This is a genomic window from Herbidospora daliensis, from assembly GCF_001570585.1.
GTDB lineage: Bacteria > Actinomycetota > Actinomycetes > Streptosporangiales > Streptosporangiaceae > Herbidospora > Herbidospora daliensis.
Map to the genome: position 1 here is coordinate 432917 of NZ_BBXF01000003.1, position 20012 is coordinate 452928.

At 67.0% G+C, this 20012-nt stretch carries 14 protein-coding genes; 7 read left to right on the top strand and 7 right to left on the bottom strand.

The window, feature by feature from the left end; all coding sequences use genetic code 11:
- Positions 1 to 5 precede the first annotated feature (5 nt).
- The 3 genes from AW274_RS40340 (at position 6) to AW274_RS17305 (ending at position 3151) form a co-directional block, all read left to right on the top strand.
- Positions 6 to 149, top strand: coding sequence for a hypothetical protein (locus AW274_RS40340; RefSeq protein ID WP_157520358.1), 144 nt, complete (start codon positions 6 to 8; stop codon positions 147 to 149).
- 120 nt (positions 150 to 269) lie between these two features.
- A complete protein-coding gene (locus AW274_RS17300; protein ID WP_062433014.1) occupies positions 270 to 1145 on the top strand; it encodes an SIR2 family NAD-dependent protein deacylase in 876 nt (291 codons plus the stop codon).
- On the top strand, positions 1142 to 3151 hold the full coding sequence (locus AW274_RS17305; protein WP_062433017.1) for a tetratricopeptide repeat protein: 2010 nt from the start codon (positions 1142 to 1144) through the stop codon (positions 3149 to 3151). The genes AW274_RS17300 and AW274_RS17305 overlap by 4 nt, the downstream gene beginning before the upstream one ends.
- On the opposite strand, the gene AW274_RS17310 is transcribed toward AW274_RS17305, so the two are convergent.
- Entirely contained in the window at positions 3135 to 4340 is a 1206-nt protein-coding gene (locus AW274_RS17310; RefSeq protein ID WP_062433021.1) for an MFS transporter, read from the bottom strand. The genes AW274_RS17305 and AW274_RS17310 overlap by 17 nt on opposite strands.
- Before the next feature lie 609 nt (positions 4341 to 4949).
- On the opposite strand from AW274_RS17310, the gene AW274_RS17315 reads away from it, so the two are divergent.
- Positions 4950 to 5750, top strand: a complete 801-nt coding sequence (locus tag AW274_RS17315; RefSeq protein ID WP_198169259.1) for an alpha/beta fold hydrolase — start codon at positions 4950 to 4952, stop codon at positions 5748 to 5750.
- Here the strand turns inward: AW274_RS17315 and fxsT are convergent.
- The 5 genes from fxsT to AW274_RS17335 all read right to left on the bottom strand — a co-directional run bounded on the left by fxsT (position 5738) and on the right by AW274_RS17335 (position 15904).
- Positions 5738 to 9634, bottom strand: coding sequence for an FxSxx-COOH system tetratricopeptide repeat protein (gene fxsT / locus AW274_RS17320; protein WP_062433027.1), 3897 nt, complete (start codon positions 9632 to 9634; stop codon positions 5738 to 5740). The genes AW274_RS17315 and fxsT overlap by 13 nt on opposite strands.
- Entirely contained in the window at positions 9627 to 10859 is a 1233-nt protein-coding gene (locus tag AW274_RS17325; protein WP_062433031.1) for a TIR-like protein FxsC, read from the bottom strand. Before AW274_RS17325 ends, fxsT begins: the two co-directional genes overlap by 8 nt.
- An 87-nt stretch (positions 10860 to 10946) precedes the next feature.
- A complete protein-coding gene (locus tag AW274_RS42990) occupies positions 10947 to 11300 on the bottom strand; it encodes an AAC(3) family N-acetyltransferase (protein WP_157520508.1) in 354 nt (117 codons plus the stop codon).
- 199 nt (positions 11301 to 11499) lie between these two features.
- Positions 11500 to 13785, bottom strand: coding sequence for an FxsB family cyclophane-forming radical SAM/SPASM peptide maturase (locus AW274_RS17330; protein ID WP_062433033.1), 2286 nt, complete (start codon positions 13783 to 13785; stop codon positions 11500 to 11502).
- Positions 13786 to 14647: 862 nt separating this feature from the next.
- On the bottom strand, positions 14648 to 15904 hold the full coding sequence (locus tag AW274_RS17335; protein WP_062433035.1) for a M20/M25/M40 family metallo-hydrolase: 1257 nt from the start codon (positions 15902 to 15904) through the stop codon (positions 14648 to 14650).
- Positions 15905 to 15975: 71 nt separating this feature from the next.
- On the opposite strand from AW274_RS17335, the gene AW274_RS17340 reads away from it, so the two are divergent.
- Entirely contained in the window at positions 15976 to 16785 is an 810-nt protein-coding gene (locus AW274_RS17340) for a hypothetical protein (RefSeq protein ID WP_062433037.1), read from the top strand.
- A 32-nt stretch (positions 16786 to 16817) separates the two neighbouring features.
- On the opposite strand, the gene AW274_RS17345 is transcribed toward AW274_RS17340, so the two are convergent.
- Positions 16818 to 17888, bottom strand: coding sequence for a DUF5925 domain-containing protein (locus AW274_RS17345; protein WP_232320158.1), 1071 nt, complete (start codon positions 17886 to 17888; stop codon positions 16818 to 16820).
- Positions 17889 to 17987: 99 nt separating this feature from the next.
- Here AW274_RS17345 and AW274_RS17350 point away from each other — a divergent pair, with 99 nt between their 5' ends.
- A complete protein-coding gene (locus AW274_RS17350) occupies positions 17988 to 19082 on the top strand; it encodes an amidase family protein (protein ID WP_062433042.1) in 1095 nt (364 codons plus the stop codon).
- Positions 19079 to 20008, top strand: coding sequence for an S-methyl-5-thioribose-1-phosphate isomerase (mtnA, locus tag AW274_RS17355; protein ID WP_062433045.1), 930 nt, complete (start codon positions 19079 to 19081; stop codon positions 20006 to 20008). Before AW274_RS17350 ends, mtnA begins: the two co-directional genes overlap by 4 nt.
- The last annotated feature ends 4 nt before the right edge of the window (positions 20009 to 20012 follow it).

A 20012-nucleotide genomic window follows, 5' to 3' on the forward strand; every position in this document is an offset into this window, starting at 1 on the left:
AGCACATGCCCGAGAACATGAACGGCGGGATCATCGACTGCGGTTCGGTGTCGCTCAAAGAGCTCAGCTCGATGAGCGTCATGAGTCCGGCCCTTGCCTACGTCTGCGCCGAAGGCGAGCCGGTAGCCAGGTTCCAGAGCGCCGTTTAGCCGTTTAACGGTCAGGCCAAGCACACAGGCGAACGAACCGGCCCACTAACGATCAGAACCGATATATCGTGCCGGAAATGGCCGTGGGCCGGTTCGACCGCGAGGTGTTTCTTGCACGGAATGGACGACGACAGCTGGGATCGGCTGGTCTCTCAGCTGAAAAGCGGAGCGTGTACGCCGTTCCTCGGAGCGGGTGCCTGCGCCGGAGTGCTCCCATCTGGCGCGGAGCTCAGCCGCAAGCTCGCCGCCCAGTGGAGGTATCCGTTCCGGGACAAGGACAACCTCACGAAGGTCACGCAGTTCGGGGCGATGAAATACGGCGAGTCGGTGCATGCCAAGGAGGAGATCTGCAAGGAGCTGGCGACGGACGCCGCTCCTGATTTCACCGATCCCAGAGAACCTCACGCGCTGCTGGCGGACTTTCCGTTGCGCGTTTTCCTGACCACCAACTACGACGACTTCATCCTTCAGTCGCTGAAGGCCGCGGGGAAGACCCCGAACGTGGCACTCTGCCCCTGGAATCCCGGGATCGACTTCGACCGCGAGCTCTTCCGCTCCAAGGCCGGCTGGAAACCACAGCCTGAGACGCCCCTCGTCTACCATCTGCACGGCCGGTTACAGGACCCGACCTCCATCGTCGTGACAGAGGACGACTACCTCCAGTTCATCGCCAACCTGGCTTACGACCGGACCGCCGAGAAAAACGTCATGCTCCCGCCGGTCATTCTGGACGCCCTCACCAGACGCTCGCTCCTGTTCATCGGATACAGCCTGCAAGACTGGAACTTCCGGATCCTGTTCGACGGTCTGCAACGTGCCGTACCGGGGATCAACCGACGCCGGCACGTCAGCGTCCAACCGGCGCCGAAGGTGAAGAGGTCCGAGGTACAGGGCCTGCAACGCCGCATGGAGCGGTATTACGAAGACTGGAAGATCTCGATTTTCTGGGGAACGGCGGCGGAGTTCTGCGAACAACTTAGAGGGCGGTTGACGTGAAGCGGGGCAGCGAAGGCATGATGGCGCACGAGCCCTATGTCGGCCTGCGGGCCTTCCGCGCCGAAGACGCACACCGGTTCTTCGGCCGGGATCGTGAGGCTCAGGAAGTCGCCTATCACTGGCAGGCGAACCGGCTGACGATCCTGCACGGACCCTCGGGCGCCGGAAAGACCTCGCTGCTACAGGCGGGGGTGCTGCCGATCGTGCGGGCCGAGTCGAACGACGTCCTGCCCGTCGGCCGGGTCTCCTACCGTTCGGCCTTCCCGGCGGCCGAGGGATCGATCTATCCGACCGCGGCGCTGCCTCCCCACCACAATCCCCATGTCTTCGCCCTGCTGTCGGCATGGGCGCCGGGCGAGGCACTCAACCGGCTGGCCGGTCTGACGCTCGAAGGCTTCCTGCGCAGCCGTCTTCCCCGGCAGGACCCTTTCGGCGATCCGGTGCCGGTCCTGCTGGCCGTCGACCAGGCCGAGGAGCTCTTCGACGGTGTCGCCCATCGTCAGCTGTACCGTGAGTGGTTCTTCGACCAGCTCAAACGCGCGCTCGACGCGGACGAGAACATCCGGTTGCTGATGTGCGTCCGAGACGAACATCTCGCCTCGATCCTCCCTCACTGTCCCGAGCTGGTCGGAGACGATCACCGGCGAGTCCGGCTCGGCCCGCTCGACGCCGAACAGGCCGGCGAGGCCATCGAGGGACCTGTCCGGGGCACGGGCCGTCACTTCGATGATGCAGCGATCGGCAAGCTCCTGCGTGACCTCCACACGGGGGACACCCCCGTGCGCGAGCAATGGCGGTTCGAACCCACCCGCCTTCAGGCGGCCTGCACGATGTTGTGGCGTTCGCTTTCACCGGGCATCCGGATGATCAAGGAGAACCACGTCGGAGAGGTCGCGGCGGGCGACAAGCAGGTGACCTCGTTCTGCGAGGCGATGGCTGGAGAGGTGGCGGCCGATCATCTCAACGGCGATTCCGGCCGGTTGATGGTCTGGCTGGCTCGCACGTTCGTCACCCAGCTCGTCACCCGGCGCCGGGTGACGGTCCGGGAGAGGACGACGGCAGGCATGCCCCACGCGGTCATCGATGCCCTCAACCTGCGGGGCGTGCTCCATCATGATCGGGCGGGTTGGTGCGAACTGTCGCACGACGGGCTGATCCAGCCGATTCTTCAGGCGGCCGGCCCGGTCGACCTCGCCTCTCCCGGCACCGACCCCGACGATCTCCTGGGTACGGCCGACCTGGCCGTCCGTGACCGCGACTTCGAACAGGCCAAGTCCATCGCGGCGGAAGCCCTGAGCCAAGCCGCCGGGGATCAGCGGATGAGCGCGGAGATCCACTCGTTCCTGGGGAACATCGCTCACCACGAGAAGCAGTACGACACCGCGATCGATCATTATCGCGAAGCCGCGATGATCTTCGAGGCCCTCAGCGCCCTTGAGGCGGTGGGCCGGCTGCTGGTGGGTATCGGCCGGCTGCGTCTCGCCCAGGGGCTGCCCGCGCTGGCCGTCGACGAACTCACGGCGGCCCTCAGCCGATACCCCAACGACCTCAGCATCAAGACCGCACTCGCCTGGGCACTGTGGCACGACGGCGCTCCCGACGCCGCCCGCGCGGCCGTGACCGACGTTCTGGAGGAGGACGGCAGCGCTCTCGACGCGCTCCATGCCCGAGGTGAGATCCTCGCCAGCATGGGCGAGGCCCGGGCCGCGCTGCACGACTTCGAGCGGGCCACGCCCCTCCAGTGGCCCTCGACCAAGGCGGCCCATGCGCTGGCCCTGGTGATGACGGGCCAGGAGTCGGTCCAGGAGATCGACAAGGAGATCGCCGAGGCGCTCGCCGACGCCCCGGACAGCGGCCCCGTACGCCTTTACGCGGCCTGGATCGAATCGAGACTGGGCCATTCCGGGGTGGCGCGCGACCACGCGCTGCTCGCGCTGAACTCGACCGCTCCGGCCCTGCCGAGCCATCTCTCGCGACAGGCGGAGGAACTCACCGCGCCGGGGTGAGCAGCTGTCGCCAGCGTGGCATCGCGACTGAGGCGCAGACCGCGGCCGCTATCGTGAAAGCGAGAATGAACCTGGTCGCTTCGCCGCTTGTCTGGACGCTGGCCAACCAGCCGCCCAGTGGGGCCGCCACGCATACGGCCGCGTGCGACGCGAGTCGGTGGACACTGACCACACGGCCTAGCATCGACCGCTCGACCTCGCGCAGTTCGTACATCCGGATCGACACGTTCATCAGTGAACCGGTGCATCCTGTCACCAATGTCGCCAGGCCGTAGTACATCGGATCGGTGAGCGTGGTGATCATTAATGCGAACACCCAGATCCACATCTGCGTCACCAGGGCCGTGGTGCCGGGTTTGATGCGCTTCTGAACCCATGGGAATCTCGCCAGATTGGACCCTATCGCTCCGCCGAATCCTCCCGCGGAGAGTATGATTCCCACCAGAATGGGAGAAAGATTCGCCGACCCGGCCATGAAAATGATGATGACCGTGTTGATGGCCAGATTCGTGGTCGTCGTGGCGAAGATCGCGTGTTTCATGAAACGGTGCCGGCGTAGCTCTTGGATTCCGCTTCTTATCTCGCCCAGGAGCCGCTGGTAGCTGAGGCTGCGCATACCCGCCATCAGCTGCCGAAAACTGGTCGCCCGTGGTTCGTGATTTCTTCGGCGGCGGGATATGGCCGACAGAAATCCGGTGGAGCAGAGGAACAGGAGAGCGTTCACCGCAAGGGCCACCGGCGCCCCGAAGTGGTAGAGCAGGCCGCCGAGAGGTCGTCCGGCGAGCACCGCGAAGTGCACGCCGCTCTCGCTGGCGACCAGCCTGCTGTTCATGGAGTCGCGCGGAATAAGGCGGGCGAGAAGTGCTGTCTCCGCCAGTGAATACGTGACTCCGAAGCCGCCTTCCAGAAATGCCGCGATGATGATATGAGTTATCGTCACATCATCGAGCAGGATTGCGAGCAATACGGTGGCGATGGCGAATGCGCGCCCGGCCTCGGTGAACAGCATGATCGATCGGGGATCGACCCGATCAGCCAGAAGCCCGGCCGGCATGTAGAAAAGCAGTCCGGGAACGGTGAGCGCAAAAGTCACCAGGCCGATCTGCATGGGTGACGCGCTGATGACCGTCAGGGCGAGCAGCGGGTAGATGATGCCTACTGTTCGTGACCCGATCGTCGAGACGGCCACGCTGATGAGGGCGCGAACGAAATTAGACCGCCGACGTTTCTGCCGCCTCCTCGGAGGCTCATGTCTTCGGCGTACGGCTTGTTCGTTTCTTCCCTTGGACCTGCATGCCTTGTCGCTCAGGTGAGGGGAGGCGACCGGAGAGTACAAATTACTCTCCTTTTCGGCCGGACGTAGCGAGGGCAGCAAGAAGTACACCACGCCCGTAGCGGCCAGGTGCCATATGGTGCCTGGCCATGCTGACGCCTGTCCGAACACCAGAGGTTTTGAAGCATAGTGGTGAATCGGCGTTCTAGACGTCTTTTTGCGAGTCATCGGGTGGCGTCAGGTGATCGGCGTGCCGCCGGTCACGGGCAACCCCCCAGTCAATCTGCGCGTACCCGGATTGTCTGCTTATCGTATTTCGATTCGGCAAAGATGTGCCGCTGTGGGCGACTCTTGGGGCTGGGCACTCTTCCCTTCTTGGAACATATGCGAAGACTGAGCACAAAGTACAGTAAAGCGGGGATTTCCGAGCTGCTGGTGCTAGGAGGAATCTTGACCGTGATGGTGGTCGGGCCCGGGGGCAGGAAGATCGCGGTCGATGAGAGGGGATCACCCGACGGATCTCCGGTGATCCTGCTCCACGGAACTCCCGGCAGCCGCGTCGGCCCGGCGCCGCGTGCCGCGGTTCTCTATCAGCTCGGCATCCGGCTGATCACCTTCGACCGTCCCGGATACGGCGCCTCCGATCGCGACCCCGGCCGCACGATCGCGAGCGCGGCCGCGGACGTGGCGGCCATCGCCGACTGCCTTGGCCTCGATCGTTTCGCCGTCGTAGGGCGTTCGGGAGGCGCCCCTCACGCATTGGCGTGCGCGGCCCTGCTGCCCGACAGGATCGTCCGTGCCGCCGCTCTCGTCGGGCTGGCCCCTCGGGCTGCCGATGGACTCGACTGGTTCGACGGCATGACCGCCTCCAACGTCCGTGAGTTCACCGTGGCCCGGGTCGGGCTCCCGGCGGTCGCGGCCAGTCTCGGGGCGGCGGCGGAGCGGATCAGGGCCGATCCCGCCAGCAAGATCCATGGGCTGACCCTCGAGGCGCCGGAGTCCGATCGGCGCGTCGTCGCCGATATCGGCATCCGGCGCATGCTGCTGCGCAACTTCGCCGAAGGGCTCCGCTACTCGAGCGACGGCTGGGTCGACGACGTGCTCGCGTTCTGTACCGACTGGACCTTCGATCCGGCCGCCATCCGCGTGCCGACCCTGGTGTGGCACGGGGAGAACGACGTGTTCTCGCCGGTGAACCACGCCCGATGGCTCGGACGGCGCATCCCCGGGGCCACACTGCACATCGAACGGGGAGCCGCCCATTTCGGAGCTCTCGACATCCTCCCGGAAGTGTTCGTCTGGCTGACCTCCGATCACGTCGGCTGAGGCTCCAGGTCGCGGTTGATCCGCCGCCAGTTCTTGAGTGAGATCACCACCGGATGGGTGTCACCCAGCTTGTCGATCATCGTGTCGAGCGTGCTCGCCTGGAGCTCGCCGGCCAGCGCGGTTCGTCCCGACTCCAGCAGAGTGATCGCGAGATCGGCCTGGCAGACGAGCGTGTCGGGGTGACGGGCCCCGAGCGTCTTCGTGAGACCCTCGAACGCCTCCCGCAGCTTGGCTTCGGCGCGCTTGTGGTCACCCAGGTCGGACAGGCAGTTGGCGACGTTGATCGTGCACGACAGAGTGAACGGATGGGTGGCCCCCAGGTGCCCGCGGAAACCCTCCAGCGTCTCCTCACTCAGCGCCAGCGCCTCCTCGGGGCGGCCGAGCCCGCGTAGATAGATCGACAGATTGTTGGACGCCACCTGGGTGTAGGGGTGCCGGGGCCCCTGTCGGCTGATGTAGTCGTGGCGGGTCAGCTCAGCCACCTGGTAGGCCCCCTCCTTGTCGTTCAGCGCCGAACGGCAGGACGCCAGCTCCAGCAGGGCGGCGGGTGTCTCCAGCGACGATGGGAAGAGACGCTCGAACTTCTCGGCCACGCGCTGGGCGATGACCAGGGCCTCCTCCTGCTCACCCGCCTTGCGGAGCGAGACCGACAGGCTCTTCTCGGCGCGCATCAGCTCGATGTGGTCGTCGTCGACCGCTTCGCGATACTGGGCGAGGGTCGTCGCGAGCCAGTCGGCCGACTCGCGGTAGTAACCGGCTTCGCGCAGGTCGCGACCGAGGTTCTGAGCGGTGCTCAGGGTGTCGGGGTGGAGGGCGCCGATGACGCGGCTCATCCGGTCGTAGGTGTCCTCGTCGAGGTCGCGGGCGTTGAAGCAGTCTCCGACCAGCCGATAGGACACCGCCAGGTTGTTGGCCGCGTTCAGAGTCCGGTTGTGGTCTTCACCGTAGAGCTCACGCCAGAGCTCGTACGTCTTCTGGTCGAGCGCGAGGGCGCTTTCGAACTCTCCGGCCGCACGCAGGTCGGCGCCCAGGCCACCACGAGTGAGCAGGGTATGGGGGTGGTCGAGGCCGAGCAGGTCCTGCTGTTGCTGCAGGGTCCACTCACTGAGCTGGCGCGACTGGACGAACTTGCCGAGAGCACGGTGGGCGTTCCCGATGTTGTAGAGCATCAGCAGGCGTTGCCGCTCGATCTGGCCGAACTTGCCCTCCCAGAAGTCGGCCAGGCGCTGACCGAGGTTGACCGCGCTCGTGTACTCGCCACGTCGGCAGTAGTAGCGGACCCGGTCGATCAGCAGCTTCCGAGTGTCCTCCTCGGTGCAGTTCTCCGCTTCAGAGGACAGCAGGTGAGGCCAGATGATGTCGTACCGCGGCCAGTTCGCGGGATCGTCCACCTCGCCTTTACGCGGTCGCGCGCCCACCAGGATGTGGTGCACCTCATGGGACGTCGCCTCGATCTCCTCGGTGGTCATCTGTCCTCTGATGACCGTCTGGACCAGGCGGTGCAGCTGAATCGTGTTCGTGGCGGGGTCGACCTTCGCCAGGGCGAACCGGGTCACCTCCCGGATCAGCCGGCCGAGCATCACCTTCTCGCCCCGAAGGCTGGGGTCGTGCGGCAGCAGGGAGCGCATCATCTCGTCGCTGTAGACCAGCTCCTGAGAGATGGGCTCAGGAGAGAAGAACGCGCAGAGCTGAAGAAGCCGGACCGCGCCGGGGGAGCGCTCCTTCAACTGGGCGAGTGAGATGTTCCACGTCAGCGCCACGGGAAGCGGGTATCCGCGCGGAGGCTCCGTCAGCAGGATCTCGGCGCTCTGGCTGTCGAGCTGTTCCAGGTACGTCGACGCGGAGACCCCGGTCTCCGCCAGCCACGCCGCCGCCTGCTCGATGGCAAGGGGCAGATGCCCCAGCGCGTCGGCGACCCTCAGCGCTTCGTCCCGTTCGAGCGTCGGAACCCGGCGGACGAAGTGCTCGAGACTCTCCTCCTCGGAGAACACGTCGACTTCGAGCGGGGTCGCGACGTCGGTCCAGGAGCGGTTACGGGAGGTCACCAGGACGTGGCCGGAGCCGCCGGGAAGGTACTCCTGCAGCTGATCGGAGTCACGCGCGTTGTCGAAGATCAAGAGCCAGCGCAGCTGCCCGATCCGCAGCGCCTCCCGGGCGGCCTCGGCGCCGGCCACGACGCTGTCGCCGTATCGGATGTTGAGCTTGGTGGCGAGTTCCGCGAGCGCGGTGTTGATCAGGTCGGGCTGTTCCGCGGAGATCCACCACACCAGGTCGTAGTCGGCCCGGAAGCGGTGCGCGTACTCCAGCGCGACCTGCGTCTTGCCCACGCCGCCCAGACCGTGCAGCGCGATCGCCTGCTGGGGCAGGGCCACCGCGCGGTTGCTGCCGACGAGCTGGTCGCGCAGCGTCTCCATCGCGGTGCTCCGGCCGGTGAACGTGTTGTTCCGGGGGCCCACGTTCCAGATCGGCGGTACGGCGCCCGGGAATCGCGAGCCGAGCTGGAGCTGGTCGCTCGGGTAGTCGCGCGGGTCGCGGCCGGCTGCCCGCAGCACGGCTTCCGTCGCCTGCTCGGGAGTCAGGCGCAGCAGATCGACAGGCGGCTGGTCACCGAAGAGCGCCGTCATGCGCACGTCGGCGACCCGAAGCGCGGTGATCTGCCGAGGGTTCAGCAGGTCCGTCGCGGCACGCGGGCCGCCTTCCTCGCCATTCAACGCTCGCATGTACGCGGGTGAGAGCACCGCCATGACCTGCATGTGCGGATCGGTCGGCGTCTCCGACGCGAAAGGCGAGATCGCCCGGGGCACCACCCGGCAGCCCGTGCGTTCCAGCACCGAGCTGATCCAGTCGGCCCACATGCGGTCGTCGGCGACGTAGCTCAGCAGGATGTCGGCCTGCTCGGCCGGCTGCCGGCGGGTGAAGGCCTCCAGCCACCGGGTTCGCAGCGACTCCTCCATCGGCGGCAGCGAGGTCACCTCGCCTTCGGTGACCGCGGTGGTCAGCCGCTCGTACGCGGCGAGTAGCGACGTCGGCGACCCGGCTCCGTCGCCGAAGGTCGCCAGCGTCTCTTCGAACGCGTAGAAGCGCTTGTACGGGATCTCAACGGCGCCCCAGTATCGGTTGCGTTCTTCGGCCGTCATGTTCTTCGGCAGGTGGTCGAACCGGGCGCGGGCGAGTTGCCGCCCGGCGTCCAGTTTTTCCTTCTCCCCGTCGTCGATGCGCATGGGCACGGGCAGGATGCGGATCGGGCGGGTGCGGATGCGCTCGTCGATGTAGTGGGCGATCTTGGCAGCGCCCTCGATGCTCTGGTCGGCCATGGTGAAGCAGTCGACGAGCACATCGGGCAGGTGGATCGTGCAGATGTCGGCGATGTCACTCAGCCCGGTCCGGCTGTCGATCAGGGTGTAGTCGTAGTTGGCCTTCATGTCGGCCCGCAGCGCGTCGAAGAAAGGCCCCCCGCCGAGCCGTTCGTAGAGGTTGTCCCAGTCGAAGGTCGACACCAGCGACGAATAGTCGCGGTTCTGCTGTCCTGCGGAGATGAAGTCGAGGGTGCCTTCGCCGAGGAACTCCCAGTCGATGGACACCGCGTGGGGCATCACTCTGGCGTACTCGAGGTGCCAGTCGGCGGCCCGCTGCTGGGGCCGGATGGCCGCCCATACGTAGTTGTTGATGATGTCGATCACCCCGGTGGTGGAGGTGATCACCCCCTCGTTGAGGAAAGGGTGGAAGAACTTGTGCAGGCCCGGCGATTCCAGGTCCCAGTCCACGACGAGCACGCGCTTCCCACTCGCGGCCAGGATCCAGGCCGTGTTCGCCAGCGCCATCGTGCGCCCGGTTCCACCCTTGTACGAGTAGAACGTGACGATGCGGCCTTCCTCGTCAACCATCGGGACCCTCCGCGTCCATCAGTCGTAATTTCCGGGTGTGCTGTCCCTCGGGGGGATAGGGCTTGGCCTTCCTGAGGAACTGGTTGCCCGCCCGGCTCAAGGCCTCGGGAAAGGCCCGCCCGAACGAGGAGAAGTCGTCGATCCATTCGGTGTAGGGATCGGACAGCCGCTTGCCCAGAGTCGCGGCGAGTGTCGACCGGAGATGCGGCGCGCGTGTCTGGGTCTCCTCGTCGAGGAGGTTCCACGGGATGATCACGCTCACCCAGGGCAGCTCGGCCTGGTCGAACGCGGCCAGGGCGGAAAGGCACGACGGCTCCGTCAGCGCCCACGGATCGATGATCAACACTCCGGGTCCGCTGGGCTGTTTGCCCGTCACCAGGTCGGGAGCGAAGGCGGAGAGCGAGCCGATCTCGGCCCGGAAGCCGTGCGCGTAGGCCATCTCCATCGCATAGGAGCAGAGCGAACGGCCGTGGTCCTCGTTGCGGTAGGGATTCCACTCCTCCGGGACGCGACCGTAGTAGTAGGCGCTCCGGCCATGGGGGAGTCGTTCGAGGTCGGGAGCGACGATGGTCAGGGTCATCGGCCGTTCGGCCTCGAAGTCCTCGAACGCGCTCGGCAGCGCACCGAAGTCGAGGGGTTCGGTCGGCCGTATCCAGGTCGCTTCGCCGACCTGGACGATGCGCCGGGCCAGTTCCCAGGTGGCGAGCTGGTATTGAGGGCGTCGGCGGCTCAGCTTCGTCAGACCGTAGAAGCCCTCGTCGCGGTAGCGGCTGCCCAGATCTTCATGGGCGAACTGGATGGAACGGGCGACCTGGGGGAGTCTCTCGGGCTCCATGGGCGTCCACAACGCCGGGATGATCGCTTCGGGCCGATGGCCGTCTGGGCCGAGTTGGTTGTTGACCCGCTGCAGGAACGCCGTCCACTCACGGCCGCAGTTCGGACTCACGAAATAGCGAGGGCTGTACAGCGGAACGAAGACCCGGCAGGTGGCCAGCGCCTCGGCCAGGCGTTTCTGCCAGATGTGACCGGAGAGAAGGCCGGTGTCCATGAACCCGGCCATCGAGGCGTCGGTCAGATTGGTGAGCTCGAGAATGTGGTCGCGGAGATCGTTGAAGAGTTTGGTGACCCACTGGTTCGGCTTACGCTCGGGTCCGTTCGGCGGAGTGTGGGCGTAGCTGAGGAAAAAATAGGGGCCGGGTGGCTGTGGAGCCGACTGTTGTGCCATCCGCCTCCCTTCTCTTGCTCACTGTAGAGACCGGGCCGTCCTGAGCGAGAGTACGTGGAACCTCATTCTTCGCCTGTCGCTTCCGCCTCATCCGCATGACGGCGAAATACTCTGCCGAACGTCCAGGTGCGCACATATCCCGTGGTCCGGAAGCCGTGCCGAGCTCGGCGAAGTCGCTGTCATCGAAGATGACGTCGGAGAATTCTTGCCTTTCTGGCCGTCGTTGTCCGTCACTACGCAACGGTAGAGCCTGGTTGGAAAATGTCGATATAGGTAGCGACATTCGGCCAGGTGGAAAACGGTGCAACGGGCGATCCCAACGCCCGACAGGAGTATGCGAGCGCCGACCTCGCAGAGCCGACAGTGGAGAGTCCCCCTGCGATGACCTGCCGGATGGATGAATCGACGGCTGTCGGGGCTGGCGCGGCGAAACGAGTTCAGCGAGTGCCGCTGCGCGTCGACGGCATCATCGCCGGAACTCCCGTTCGGACTCGCCTCGGGAGCGTTTTCCGGTAACCGGGGTTGGCCGCGCTGACGCCGGCGCTTCCCGAACCGATGGAATCGTCAGGGCTCTGACGACCATTGGTGCGCCTCCCTCCACTCAGCCCGGGCCGGCGGAGAGAGGAGCGCACCGTTGTCGTCACGGTTGTGACTGGAACGCCCTGTGGTGGGCGGCTGCGGACGCGCGGGCCAGTTCGAGGACGTCTTCGGGCAGTGGTTCGGTCAGCCACGGCGCAATGGTGGTCCGCATACGCGCGACGAAATCCCCGCCCAGATCCGTCAGCGCGCCGCTGTTGGCAAGTGTTTCGATCGCCTCAGCCGTCTGCGCGCGCCAGCGCGCGAACTCGTGGCGGGCGGGATCGGGTTCGACGTGCCGCCTCCGCCGCCAGTAGTCGGCGACTGCGATGTGGGCGTAGGTCCCCTGCAGCAACCCTTCGAGGGGCCGAGGATCGGGACGCCACGGGGCGTAGAACAGGCGTTCGTCCTTCTCTTCGTAGAGATCGACGACATCGAGAATCGCGCCCAGCTTGACGTGCTGGAACTCGTGGATGATCAGCAGGGCCAGCGTCGCGGCGTCGGAAGGCAGCGCTGCGGCGACCGCGCCGAAGGCGTGGCGGGCGGTCGAACTGACGTCGCGACCGGCCTCGGCGGGCATCAGCGGCACCAGCGTGGACAGTCCGTCGCGCAGCCCGGGCAGGTAGTCGGGGTAGTCGCGCTCGATGAGTTTCCAGGCGCCGTCGAACGCTTGCTGCCAGTCGGCCAGTTCGTCGCGGTCGAGGCGGCGCGAGGCGGGCCACTGGTGACAGTGGCGATAAGGGTCGGCGTCCTCCAGGACGACGCTGTGCTCCCCGGAGGTGAGCCGCCGCACGGGCCACCATTCGCCTTCGCCGTCGAGCGTGGTGACCTGACCGCCCTCCACCACTATTCCGACGTGGTCGCCGCTCACGTTGGCGAGCGCGCCTACGGTGGGCAGGTACATCACACCGTCGGAGACCTCGGCCCGGATCTTGAGGGAGGTTCCCGCCCGGCACGCGACCGCGGCGGCGATGTTGCGCAGGTATCGGGGAGAGGCCTTGCCCTGAAGGCAGTCGATCGCCCATACCCGGACGTAAGGATGGGCGAACACGGCGTCGGCCAGGCCGGGGAAACTGTCGTCGAGGTCGGCCAGCGCGTCGAAGCCCTCCGGCTCCGATGGACCCACTGCGGTCATCAGCACCCGCCGGATGCTCATCTGCGGTCCGGCCAGCGCGTCGATCTCGGCAGCACCGCCGTAGCCGCTGGCAAGAAGCTCGAGAGCCTTCACGGGCAGATGGTGTGCCTGCATAGTCGTCGCCTCACGAACGTGACTGATCAGCTTGAAGAGGTCCATGCAGTAGACGCTCGGGTTGTCGAATGAGTTGTCGCGGTAGCGGTGAGGATAGAGACCTCCACCGCAGCTCGACACCACCGGACACGACCGGCACTGGTCGGCCAGACCTGCGATTCCGGTCTGCCGTGCGCCGATTCCCGGGTGGGCGGCCACTTCGTCGAGGGAGTTGCCGAAAACGTCGAACCCCGTGGCGGCGGCCCCGTCGAAGGCGACCTTCAGTGAGTCGACCTGTTCGTAGGAGCCGTCGGTGTCGACGACGACGAGGGTGCTCGGCTCCAGGCCGATCGCCTCGCTCAGGCTCGACCCGCCGTAGGAAGTGCGCAGGATGGACTCGAACAGGCGGATCCTGATCGGTCGCCCGTCGCTCTCCCAGCGGTCGTAGATGCGGCCCAGCCAATCGGCGTAGTCGGTCTCGGATCGGCGTGGAGGAGGCTCGTCCCAGGTCGCGTGGGGCAGGAGGAAGTCGACCTTCGGAGGGCTGAGGTGGCACAGCGCCTCGTAGACCCGGATCGGATCGTTCAAAGTGTCGATCGTGCAGAGAATCCCGCTGAAGAGGTGAGGGCTCTCCCGCTGGAGCAACTCGATGCTGCGGACGACCTTTTCGTAACTGCTACGGCCGTCGGCGTAGAGGCGGTGGCGGTCGTTGGCTTCCTGGTCGCCGTCGAGGGATATTCCGATTTGGACCGAATGTTTTTCGAAGACCTGGAGATAACGTTTGCTGAGCAGAACGGCGTTGGTGTGTATCTTGAGTTGGACTTCGGTTTCCCCGTCAATGCGTTCCCGCAGTGTCGTGGCTATTTGGTCGAGCCGCTCCGGCCCTGCCAGAAGCGGCTCGCCGCCGTGCAGAATGACCGAAACTTCGCTCAGATTGCGTGATCTCGCATGTTCCGCGATTCGTTCTGCTATTTGAGTGATAGTATCGAGGGAGACCACCTTGGGGCGATTGCGCCACGATTGGTCGGCATGCTCGTAAACATAGCAGTGATCGCAGGCGAGATCGCACCGGCTGTGTACTTTTAGTACAAACTGCCGAAGTGCAAGGCGGGACCCTGTCATTCAGTCCGTCCGAGTCGAGGCGAAATCAGATTGAAGCCTGGAAAGCGGCGACGCTCACGCGTGTCTCCGGCATGAGTCTGTTTAGCATCTTCGCCGTTTCGAGGCCATTGTATTTGGCCGTTTCCCGCAGCGTCTGCCTGCTCACATTGGTGACTGAGCAAGTGACTTCCGTAGTCCCATTGTTCATTTCTCGGGCCCCTTGTTAGGACTCCGATGGGAACCTGTTTCGATGAGGCGGATCAGGAACCATCGGGCTCGTTGACGTAGCAAGCCCCGGGGACTGACACGTCGAGTCACCGAGGCTAATCAGGACATACCACCGATTCGGTCACGTTAGGGACATGAGGGTGGCATGCTTCGACATTGTATATAGTCGATCCGCACCCTGCTTTGGGCCGGAACTGACTTACGGACAGCGCTCTCGTGGTGCGCCTGGCGGAATCGTACGGGATAGCAGTGCCTTCCGGTCCCATGGACCCGTTGCGACTCGGTACGTAGGGCGGCTCTTGGAGTTCTGGACGTATCGAGCTGGGGCATTATGGCCATCGTTGTGTGGTGGTCGAGACCGCACTGTGGCACTTTGGTGATGTGAGCGGCCGGCCGGGCCGCCGGCGCGGAGTGGGGACGGCCGGACCGCTTTTGGGGACCTCTAGTCCTCGCCTGGGTGATCGTCGAGCGGACATCCCGTGGCCGAGCCGGCTCGGAGGAGGCGCTCTATTAGCTGTTCTTCTTCCGGAGCCAATGGCTCGTCGCGGTGGAGCGGTTTTCTCTTTTCTGTGGGTCGCCTCGGCATGATGACCCCTTGATCTCGTGATTTCCCTCGTCCCCCGGGAGTATATGGCGGGAGGGCGCAGTCGTGTACTCAGGATGTGTTATCGGAAACGAGCAGACGGTTCAGAGTCCGAACACCGAATTCCAGGCCCTCGACCGGCACTCTCTCGTCCACGCCGTGGAATAGTCCGAAATAGTCGAGTTCGGTGGGAAGAAGCAACGGGGCGAATCCGTACCCTTTGATGCCGATGCGGGCGAACGACTTCGCGTCGGTTCCGCCCGTCATCACGTAGGGTACCGGGCGTGCCAACGGATCCTCAAGGCGCACGGCGTCGCACAGTTCGTTGAACAGTCCACTGATGGGGGCGGAGGGGCCGTCCTCGAAGTTGATGAACTCACGGGTGATTCGAGGGCCCAAAAGCCGGTCGATGGTAGCCAGGAATTCGTCTTTCAATCCGGGGACGAAACGTCCGTCGATTCCCGCCTCAGCTGTCCCAGGAATTACATTGATCTTGTATCCGGCGTTCAGCATGGTCGGATTGGCGGAATTCCTGATCGTGCCCTTGAACAGGGCGGCCGCCTTCGGGGGCACCTCAGCCAGGTGCGCCGGATCGATCTCCATGCCGAGGACGCCGGACAGTTCCCTGATCATGGCCGAGACCTCCGGCGTGAGGTGGATCGGCCACTCGTAGTCGGCCACCCGTGCCAGCGCCCGCGCCATCTCCGCGACCGGGTTGTCGACAGGAGGCTTCGACCCGTGCCCCGCCACCCCGTGCGCCGTCACCTTCATCCACGCCGTCCCCCGCTCCCCGACCCCGATCGGGTAAACCCGCACCCCCGACGGCATCGTCACCGAGAACCCCCCGGACTCCGAGATCGCCTCCGAACACCCCTCAAAGAGGTCGGCATGCTCGGAGACCACATACCGCGACCCGAACTCCCCAGTAGCCTCCTCATCAGCGAGAAAGGCCAGCACGAGGTCCCGCCGAGGCCGCACCCCCTGCCGCACCCACGCCAGCGTCATCGCCAGCGACCCCTTCATGTCCACGGCCCCGCGTCCGTGCACGTAGCCGTCGGCGATCTCCCCGCTGAAGGGGTGCAGCTTCCAGTCGGCGGGGTCGGCCGGCACCACGTCGAGGTGCCCGTGGATCAGCAGCGCGTCGGGAGAGTCGCCGGGCACCCGGCAGACCACGCTCGCCCGCCGGGGCGCGCTCTCGACCAGGACGGGGGAGAGCCCGACCTCGGAGAGCAGCCCCGCCACGTACTCGGCGGCCTCCCGCTCCCCGGGCCCGGGGTTGGTGGTGTCGATGCGGATCAGCTCGGAACAGATCTTGGCAGCCTCACTCATGATCCAAGCCTTACCTGATTGAGCATCCCCCTACTCACGCCACCCCACCAGAAGCACGCCAAGCTCCGGATATGCGGAGGAATCTGCTGATCTATCAGGGCCCCGGCGCGCCGCCCACCCCGGAGGGCTGGCACGCCATCAGGACCACCCACCACGACCCGCGCAGCCTCTGCCGCTGGATCGACGCGCGCTGGGAGGGCGGGCGGATCGCGCTGGTCGCCCACGGCACGGCCGGTCTCGTCTTCCGCCACGCCTACCTGGTCGCCAACGGCGACGACGACTCCCGCGAGCACCGCCCGTGGGCCAGGCACGTCTCCCGTATGGTCCTCCTGGCCTGCCCCAGCCGGGGCGCGGGCCTCGGGCGTTTCCGCAGGGGCGGCGCTTACGTCACCGACCTGCGCATCCGCTGGGTCGACCACTTCGACCGCACCACCGACCCGGTCAAGATGGTTCAGATCAACGGGCCGTCGGCGAACCGCGACGACTGCGTGGACGTCGAGCAGTTTCCCAACGCCCGGCTCGTCACCACACCCGACGTCTTCGACAACCGGGCCATCCTCGACGCGGTCGTCGGCCGCTTCCAGCCCACCACACCCCCGTCACGGCCGGCGCCTCAGCCCACGGAGTTCCTGCTCACCCCGTACACGAGACTGAGCACCTTCCTCGACCTGTACGCCCAGACCTACGCCCTCCACCGCCACGCCGGCCTGAGCGTCACAGCGGTCGAAGGGGGCGCCAGAACCCTGGCGAAGGCCCTGAGCCGGGTGCCGTCCCTCAGATTCGACACGGTCCGGCTGGACCGCCCGGCCCTCCCGCCCGACTTCCCCTGGCAACGGGTCGTCGAGCGGGAACAGGCCGACCACATCACGCGCACCGGATAGGCGCACACCGGCGGCGCCCAGCGGAGCGCCCCCTACAGGTAGAGCCCCGTTTCCACCGGGGTCTCCTCCGGAACCACGCCCGCCTTCAGCGCGAACATCTCCGCCAGCGTCAACCCCCCAGGCCCGACCCTGACAGAAGACCCCAGCCACGCCGAAGCCTCGTCGGCCTGCATACGCCCGACTTCGATCTGCGCCAGACACCGCCCCGGCCGCACCACCGCGGGATGCAACCGCTGCAGATCCTCATTGGTGGTCACAGCCACGAGCACATCCCGCCCCTGCCCCAGCAACCCATCGGTCAGGTTGAGCAGCCGGGAAAGCCCCTGCCCCGCAGAAAGTTTGGCCTCGGCCCGGATCAGCTCGTCACAGTCCTCAAGCACGAGAAGCCGCCACTTCTTCTCGTCATGGTCAGGGCAGTCGCACCCGACCGCCACCTCCATCAGATACCCCGGGTCGTTGAACAGCCGCTCGGGGTCGAGCACGCAGTCGACCTGGCACCAGGCGCGCCACTCCCGCGCGAGCGTCCGCAGCAGCGTCGTCTTCCCTGTCCCGGGCGGCCCGTGCAGGAGCAGCAAGCGCCCCGGGGCGGTCCCGCCCCGCAGCGCCATCAGGGAATCCAGCTTCCCCAGAGCAAGCCGGGGGTAGTTCCGGCGCACGTCCGCCCACGCCGACGCCCCGATCGTCTTCGTCGAGCGCCGGCGCCCGTGTTCGGACTTCCAGAAGAAGCCCATCGTCACGTTGTCGTCGTCGGCCGGTTTCGGTTCGGCGGCGTCCTTCACCGTTTCGGTCACCACGGCCGCGGCCAGGTCTTCGGTCACGGCCGTCACCGCGACCATCGCGCTGCCGCTCTTGTAGCGGACGACGCGCATGGTCCAGCCGTCGCCCTCGTACAGGCGGGAGTCGGGGCCGTCGTCCGACGACGCGGCGCGTACCAGCATGCCGCCGGAAGCGGTCAGCGGCGCGTCCTTGCGTACCCTTTCGACGCTGGCGGTCTGCGCCCACGGCTGTACCCCGGTCGCGAAAGGGGAGAGGGCCAGGGCGTCGATGATGTCGGCGGGGCTGTCGCTGTCGTCGACCCACACTTTCATCTCGAGCGGAGTCATGGAGGTAATGATCCCGATCTGTCGGGGGAGGTGTCGACGCATTATCCGTTTACGCGTGGGACACGGGGGCGAAATCGGCCTCGCGTAGGAAGGTGAGGCATGGCGATCGATCCGTTCGTACCGTGGGGTGTCGCAACAGAGGAGTCCGGCGGGCCTCGGCTGGCCGTCAAGGATGTCGTCGACGTCGAGGGGCTGCCCACCGGGGCGGGGCATCCCGATCTGCTGGGGGGACCGGCCGAGCGTGACGCGGAGGCGGTGACCCGGCTCCGCTCCATGAGCGTATTCGCCGGGAAGACGCACACCGACGAGCTCGCCTGGAGCCTGGGGGGCACCAACCAGCACTATGGCGCGCCCGAAAACCCGGCCGCGCCGGGTCACGTCTGCGGGGGGTCGTCGAGCGGGTCGGCCGCGGCCGTCGCCGGCGGCCGCGCCGATCTCGGGCTGGGCACCGACACCGCCGGTTCGGTCCGCGTTCCCGCCTCCTTCTGTGGTCTGTACGGCTACCGCCCCACCCATTCCCGTGCTCCCCGCGACGGCATCGTGCCGTTGGCGCCTTCCTACGACGTTCCCGGGCTGCTGGCCAGGGAGCCGCTGCTGCTCGAATGGGCGGCCGACGCGCTCCTCGACCCCGGGCCCGAGGTCGACGCCCCGGCGCGGGTCTGGGTGCCGGCCGACCTCTGGGGCGAACTGTCCCCCCGGGTGGGGGCCGCGCTGGCGGGGCCGATCCGCGGCCTCGGGCTGCCCGTCGACCGCACCCCGCTCGGGCTCGACCCCACCGACGCGTTCGCGGTCACCCAGGCCGCCGAGGTCTGGGCCTGCCACGGCGCGTGGGTGCGGGAGAAGCGGCCGGTGTTCGGGCCGGGCGTCGCGGCGCGGTTCGAGCGGGCCGAGCGGCTCACCGGCGAGGAGGTCAGCCTCGCCCGCAAGACCGTCGCCGAGGCGCGGCAGCGGCTGCTCGACCTGCTCGACGGGGCCGTCATGGCGCTGCCCAGCGCGCCGGTCACCGCGCCGGAGCTCGGGCGGCCGGCCCGCAGCAGGGCGGCCACGCTGCGGCTGACGTGCCTGGCGCCGATCGCCGGGGCGCCCGTGCTGGCGCTGCCGGTGACGCGGGTCGGCGGGCTGCCGCTGGGGCTGTCCCTGATGGCGGCCCCGGGGGGCGACGAGAACCTGTTCGCGCTAGCGTCGGGGGCATGACGACGATTGGCTGGGACGGCGACGCGATCGTCCTGATCGACCAGACCCGGCTGCCCGCTGAGGTCGTCCACCTCCGCATCACGACGGTCGCCGATCTCGTCGACGCGATCAAGCGGCTGGCCGTGCGGGGCGCGCCCGCCCTCGGGGTCGCCGGGGCTCTGGGGGTGGCGCTCGCATCCCGTACAGGAGAGTCGATCGAACCCCTGGCGGCGGCCCGGCCGACCGCGGTGAACCTGGCGTGGGGGGTGCGGGAGGCCGCCACGGCGGCCGACCCGCTGAAGCGGGCCCTGGAGATCCGCGACGACGACATCCGCGCTTGCCGCGAGATGGGGGAGCGCGGCGCCGACCTGCTCGCCGCCTACGGCGCGACCCGCGTCATGACCATCTGCAACACCGGCGCGCTGGCGACCGTCGAGCGCGGCACCGCGCTCGGGGTCGTGCAGACCATGCACGAACGCGGCGTGCTCACCGAGGCCATCGCCCTGGAGACCCGGCCGCTGCTCCAGGGCGCCCGGCTCACCACATGGGAGCTGCAGAAGATGGGCGCGCCGTTCCGGCTCGTCGTCGACTCGGCGGGGCCGTTCCTGCTGGCGCGGGGCGCGGCCGACGCCGTCGTCATCGGGGCCGACCGGATCGCCGCCAACGGCGACACCGCCAACAAGATCGGCTCCTACATGCTCGCCCTGGGCGCCCACCGGGCCGGGGTGCCGTTCGTCGTGGTCGCGCCCGAGACCACCGTCGACCCGCGCACGCCCGGCGGCGGCGACATCGAGATCGAAGACCGGGGGAGCGCCGAGGTCACCGCGCTGCCCGGCGTCGCCACCTACAACCCGGCCTTCGACGTCACCCCGGCGGAGCTGATCACGGCCATCGTCACCGAGCGGAGAGTGGTCCGTCCCGCGCGGGGCGAAACGCTCATTTCGTGATCAA

Excerpts from the sequence above, each read along its gene's own strand:
- AW274_RS17350 (WP_062433042.1), top strand. The coding sequence starts at position 17,988 with ATGGCGATCGATCCGTTCGTACCGTGGGGTGTCGCAACAGAGGAGTCC.
- AW274_RS17335 (WP_062433035.1), bottom strand. The coding sequence starts at position 15,904 with ATGAGTGAGGCTGCCAAGATCTGTTCCGAGCTGATCCGCATCGACACC.
- AW274_RS40340 (WP_157520358.1), top strand. The coding sequence starts at position 6 with ATGCCCGAGAACATGAACGGCGGGATCATCGACTGCGGTTCGGTGTCG.
- fxsT (WP_062433027.1), bottom strand. The coding sequence starts at position 9,634 with ATGGTTGACGAGGAAGGCCGCATCGTCACGTTCTACTCGTACAAGGGT.
- AW274_RS17340 (WP_062433037.1), top strand. The coding sequence starts at position 15,976 with ATGCGGAGGAATCTGCTGATCTATCAGGGCCCCGGCGCGCCGCCCACC.
- mtnA (WP_062433045.1), top strand. The coding sequence starts at position 19,079 with ATGACGACGATTGGCTGGGACGGCGACGCGATCGTCCTGATCGACCAG.
- AW274_RS17330 (WP_062433033.1), bottom strand. The coding sequence starts at position 13,785 with ATGACAGGGTCCCGCCTTGCACTTCGGCAGTTTGTACTAAAAGTACAC.
- AW274_RS17325 (WP_062433031.1), bottom strand. The coding sequence starts at position 10,859 with ATGGCACAACAGTCGGCTCCACAGCCACCCGGCCCCTATTTTTTCCTC.
- AW274_RS17300 (WP_062433014.1), top strand. The coding sequence starts at position 270 with ATGGACGACGACAGCTGGGATCGGCTGGTCTCTCAGCTGAAAAGCGGA.
- AW274_RS17345 (WP_232320158.1), bottom strand. The coding sequence starts at position 17,888 with ATGACTCCGCTCGAGATGAAAGTGTGGGTCGACGACAGCGACAGCCCC.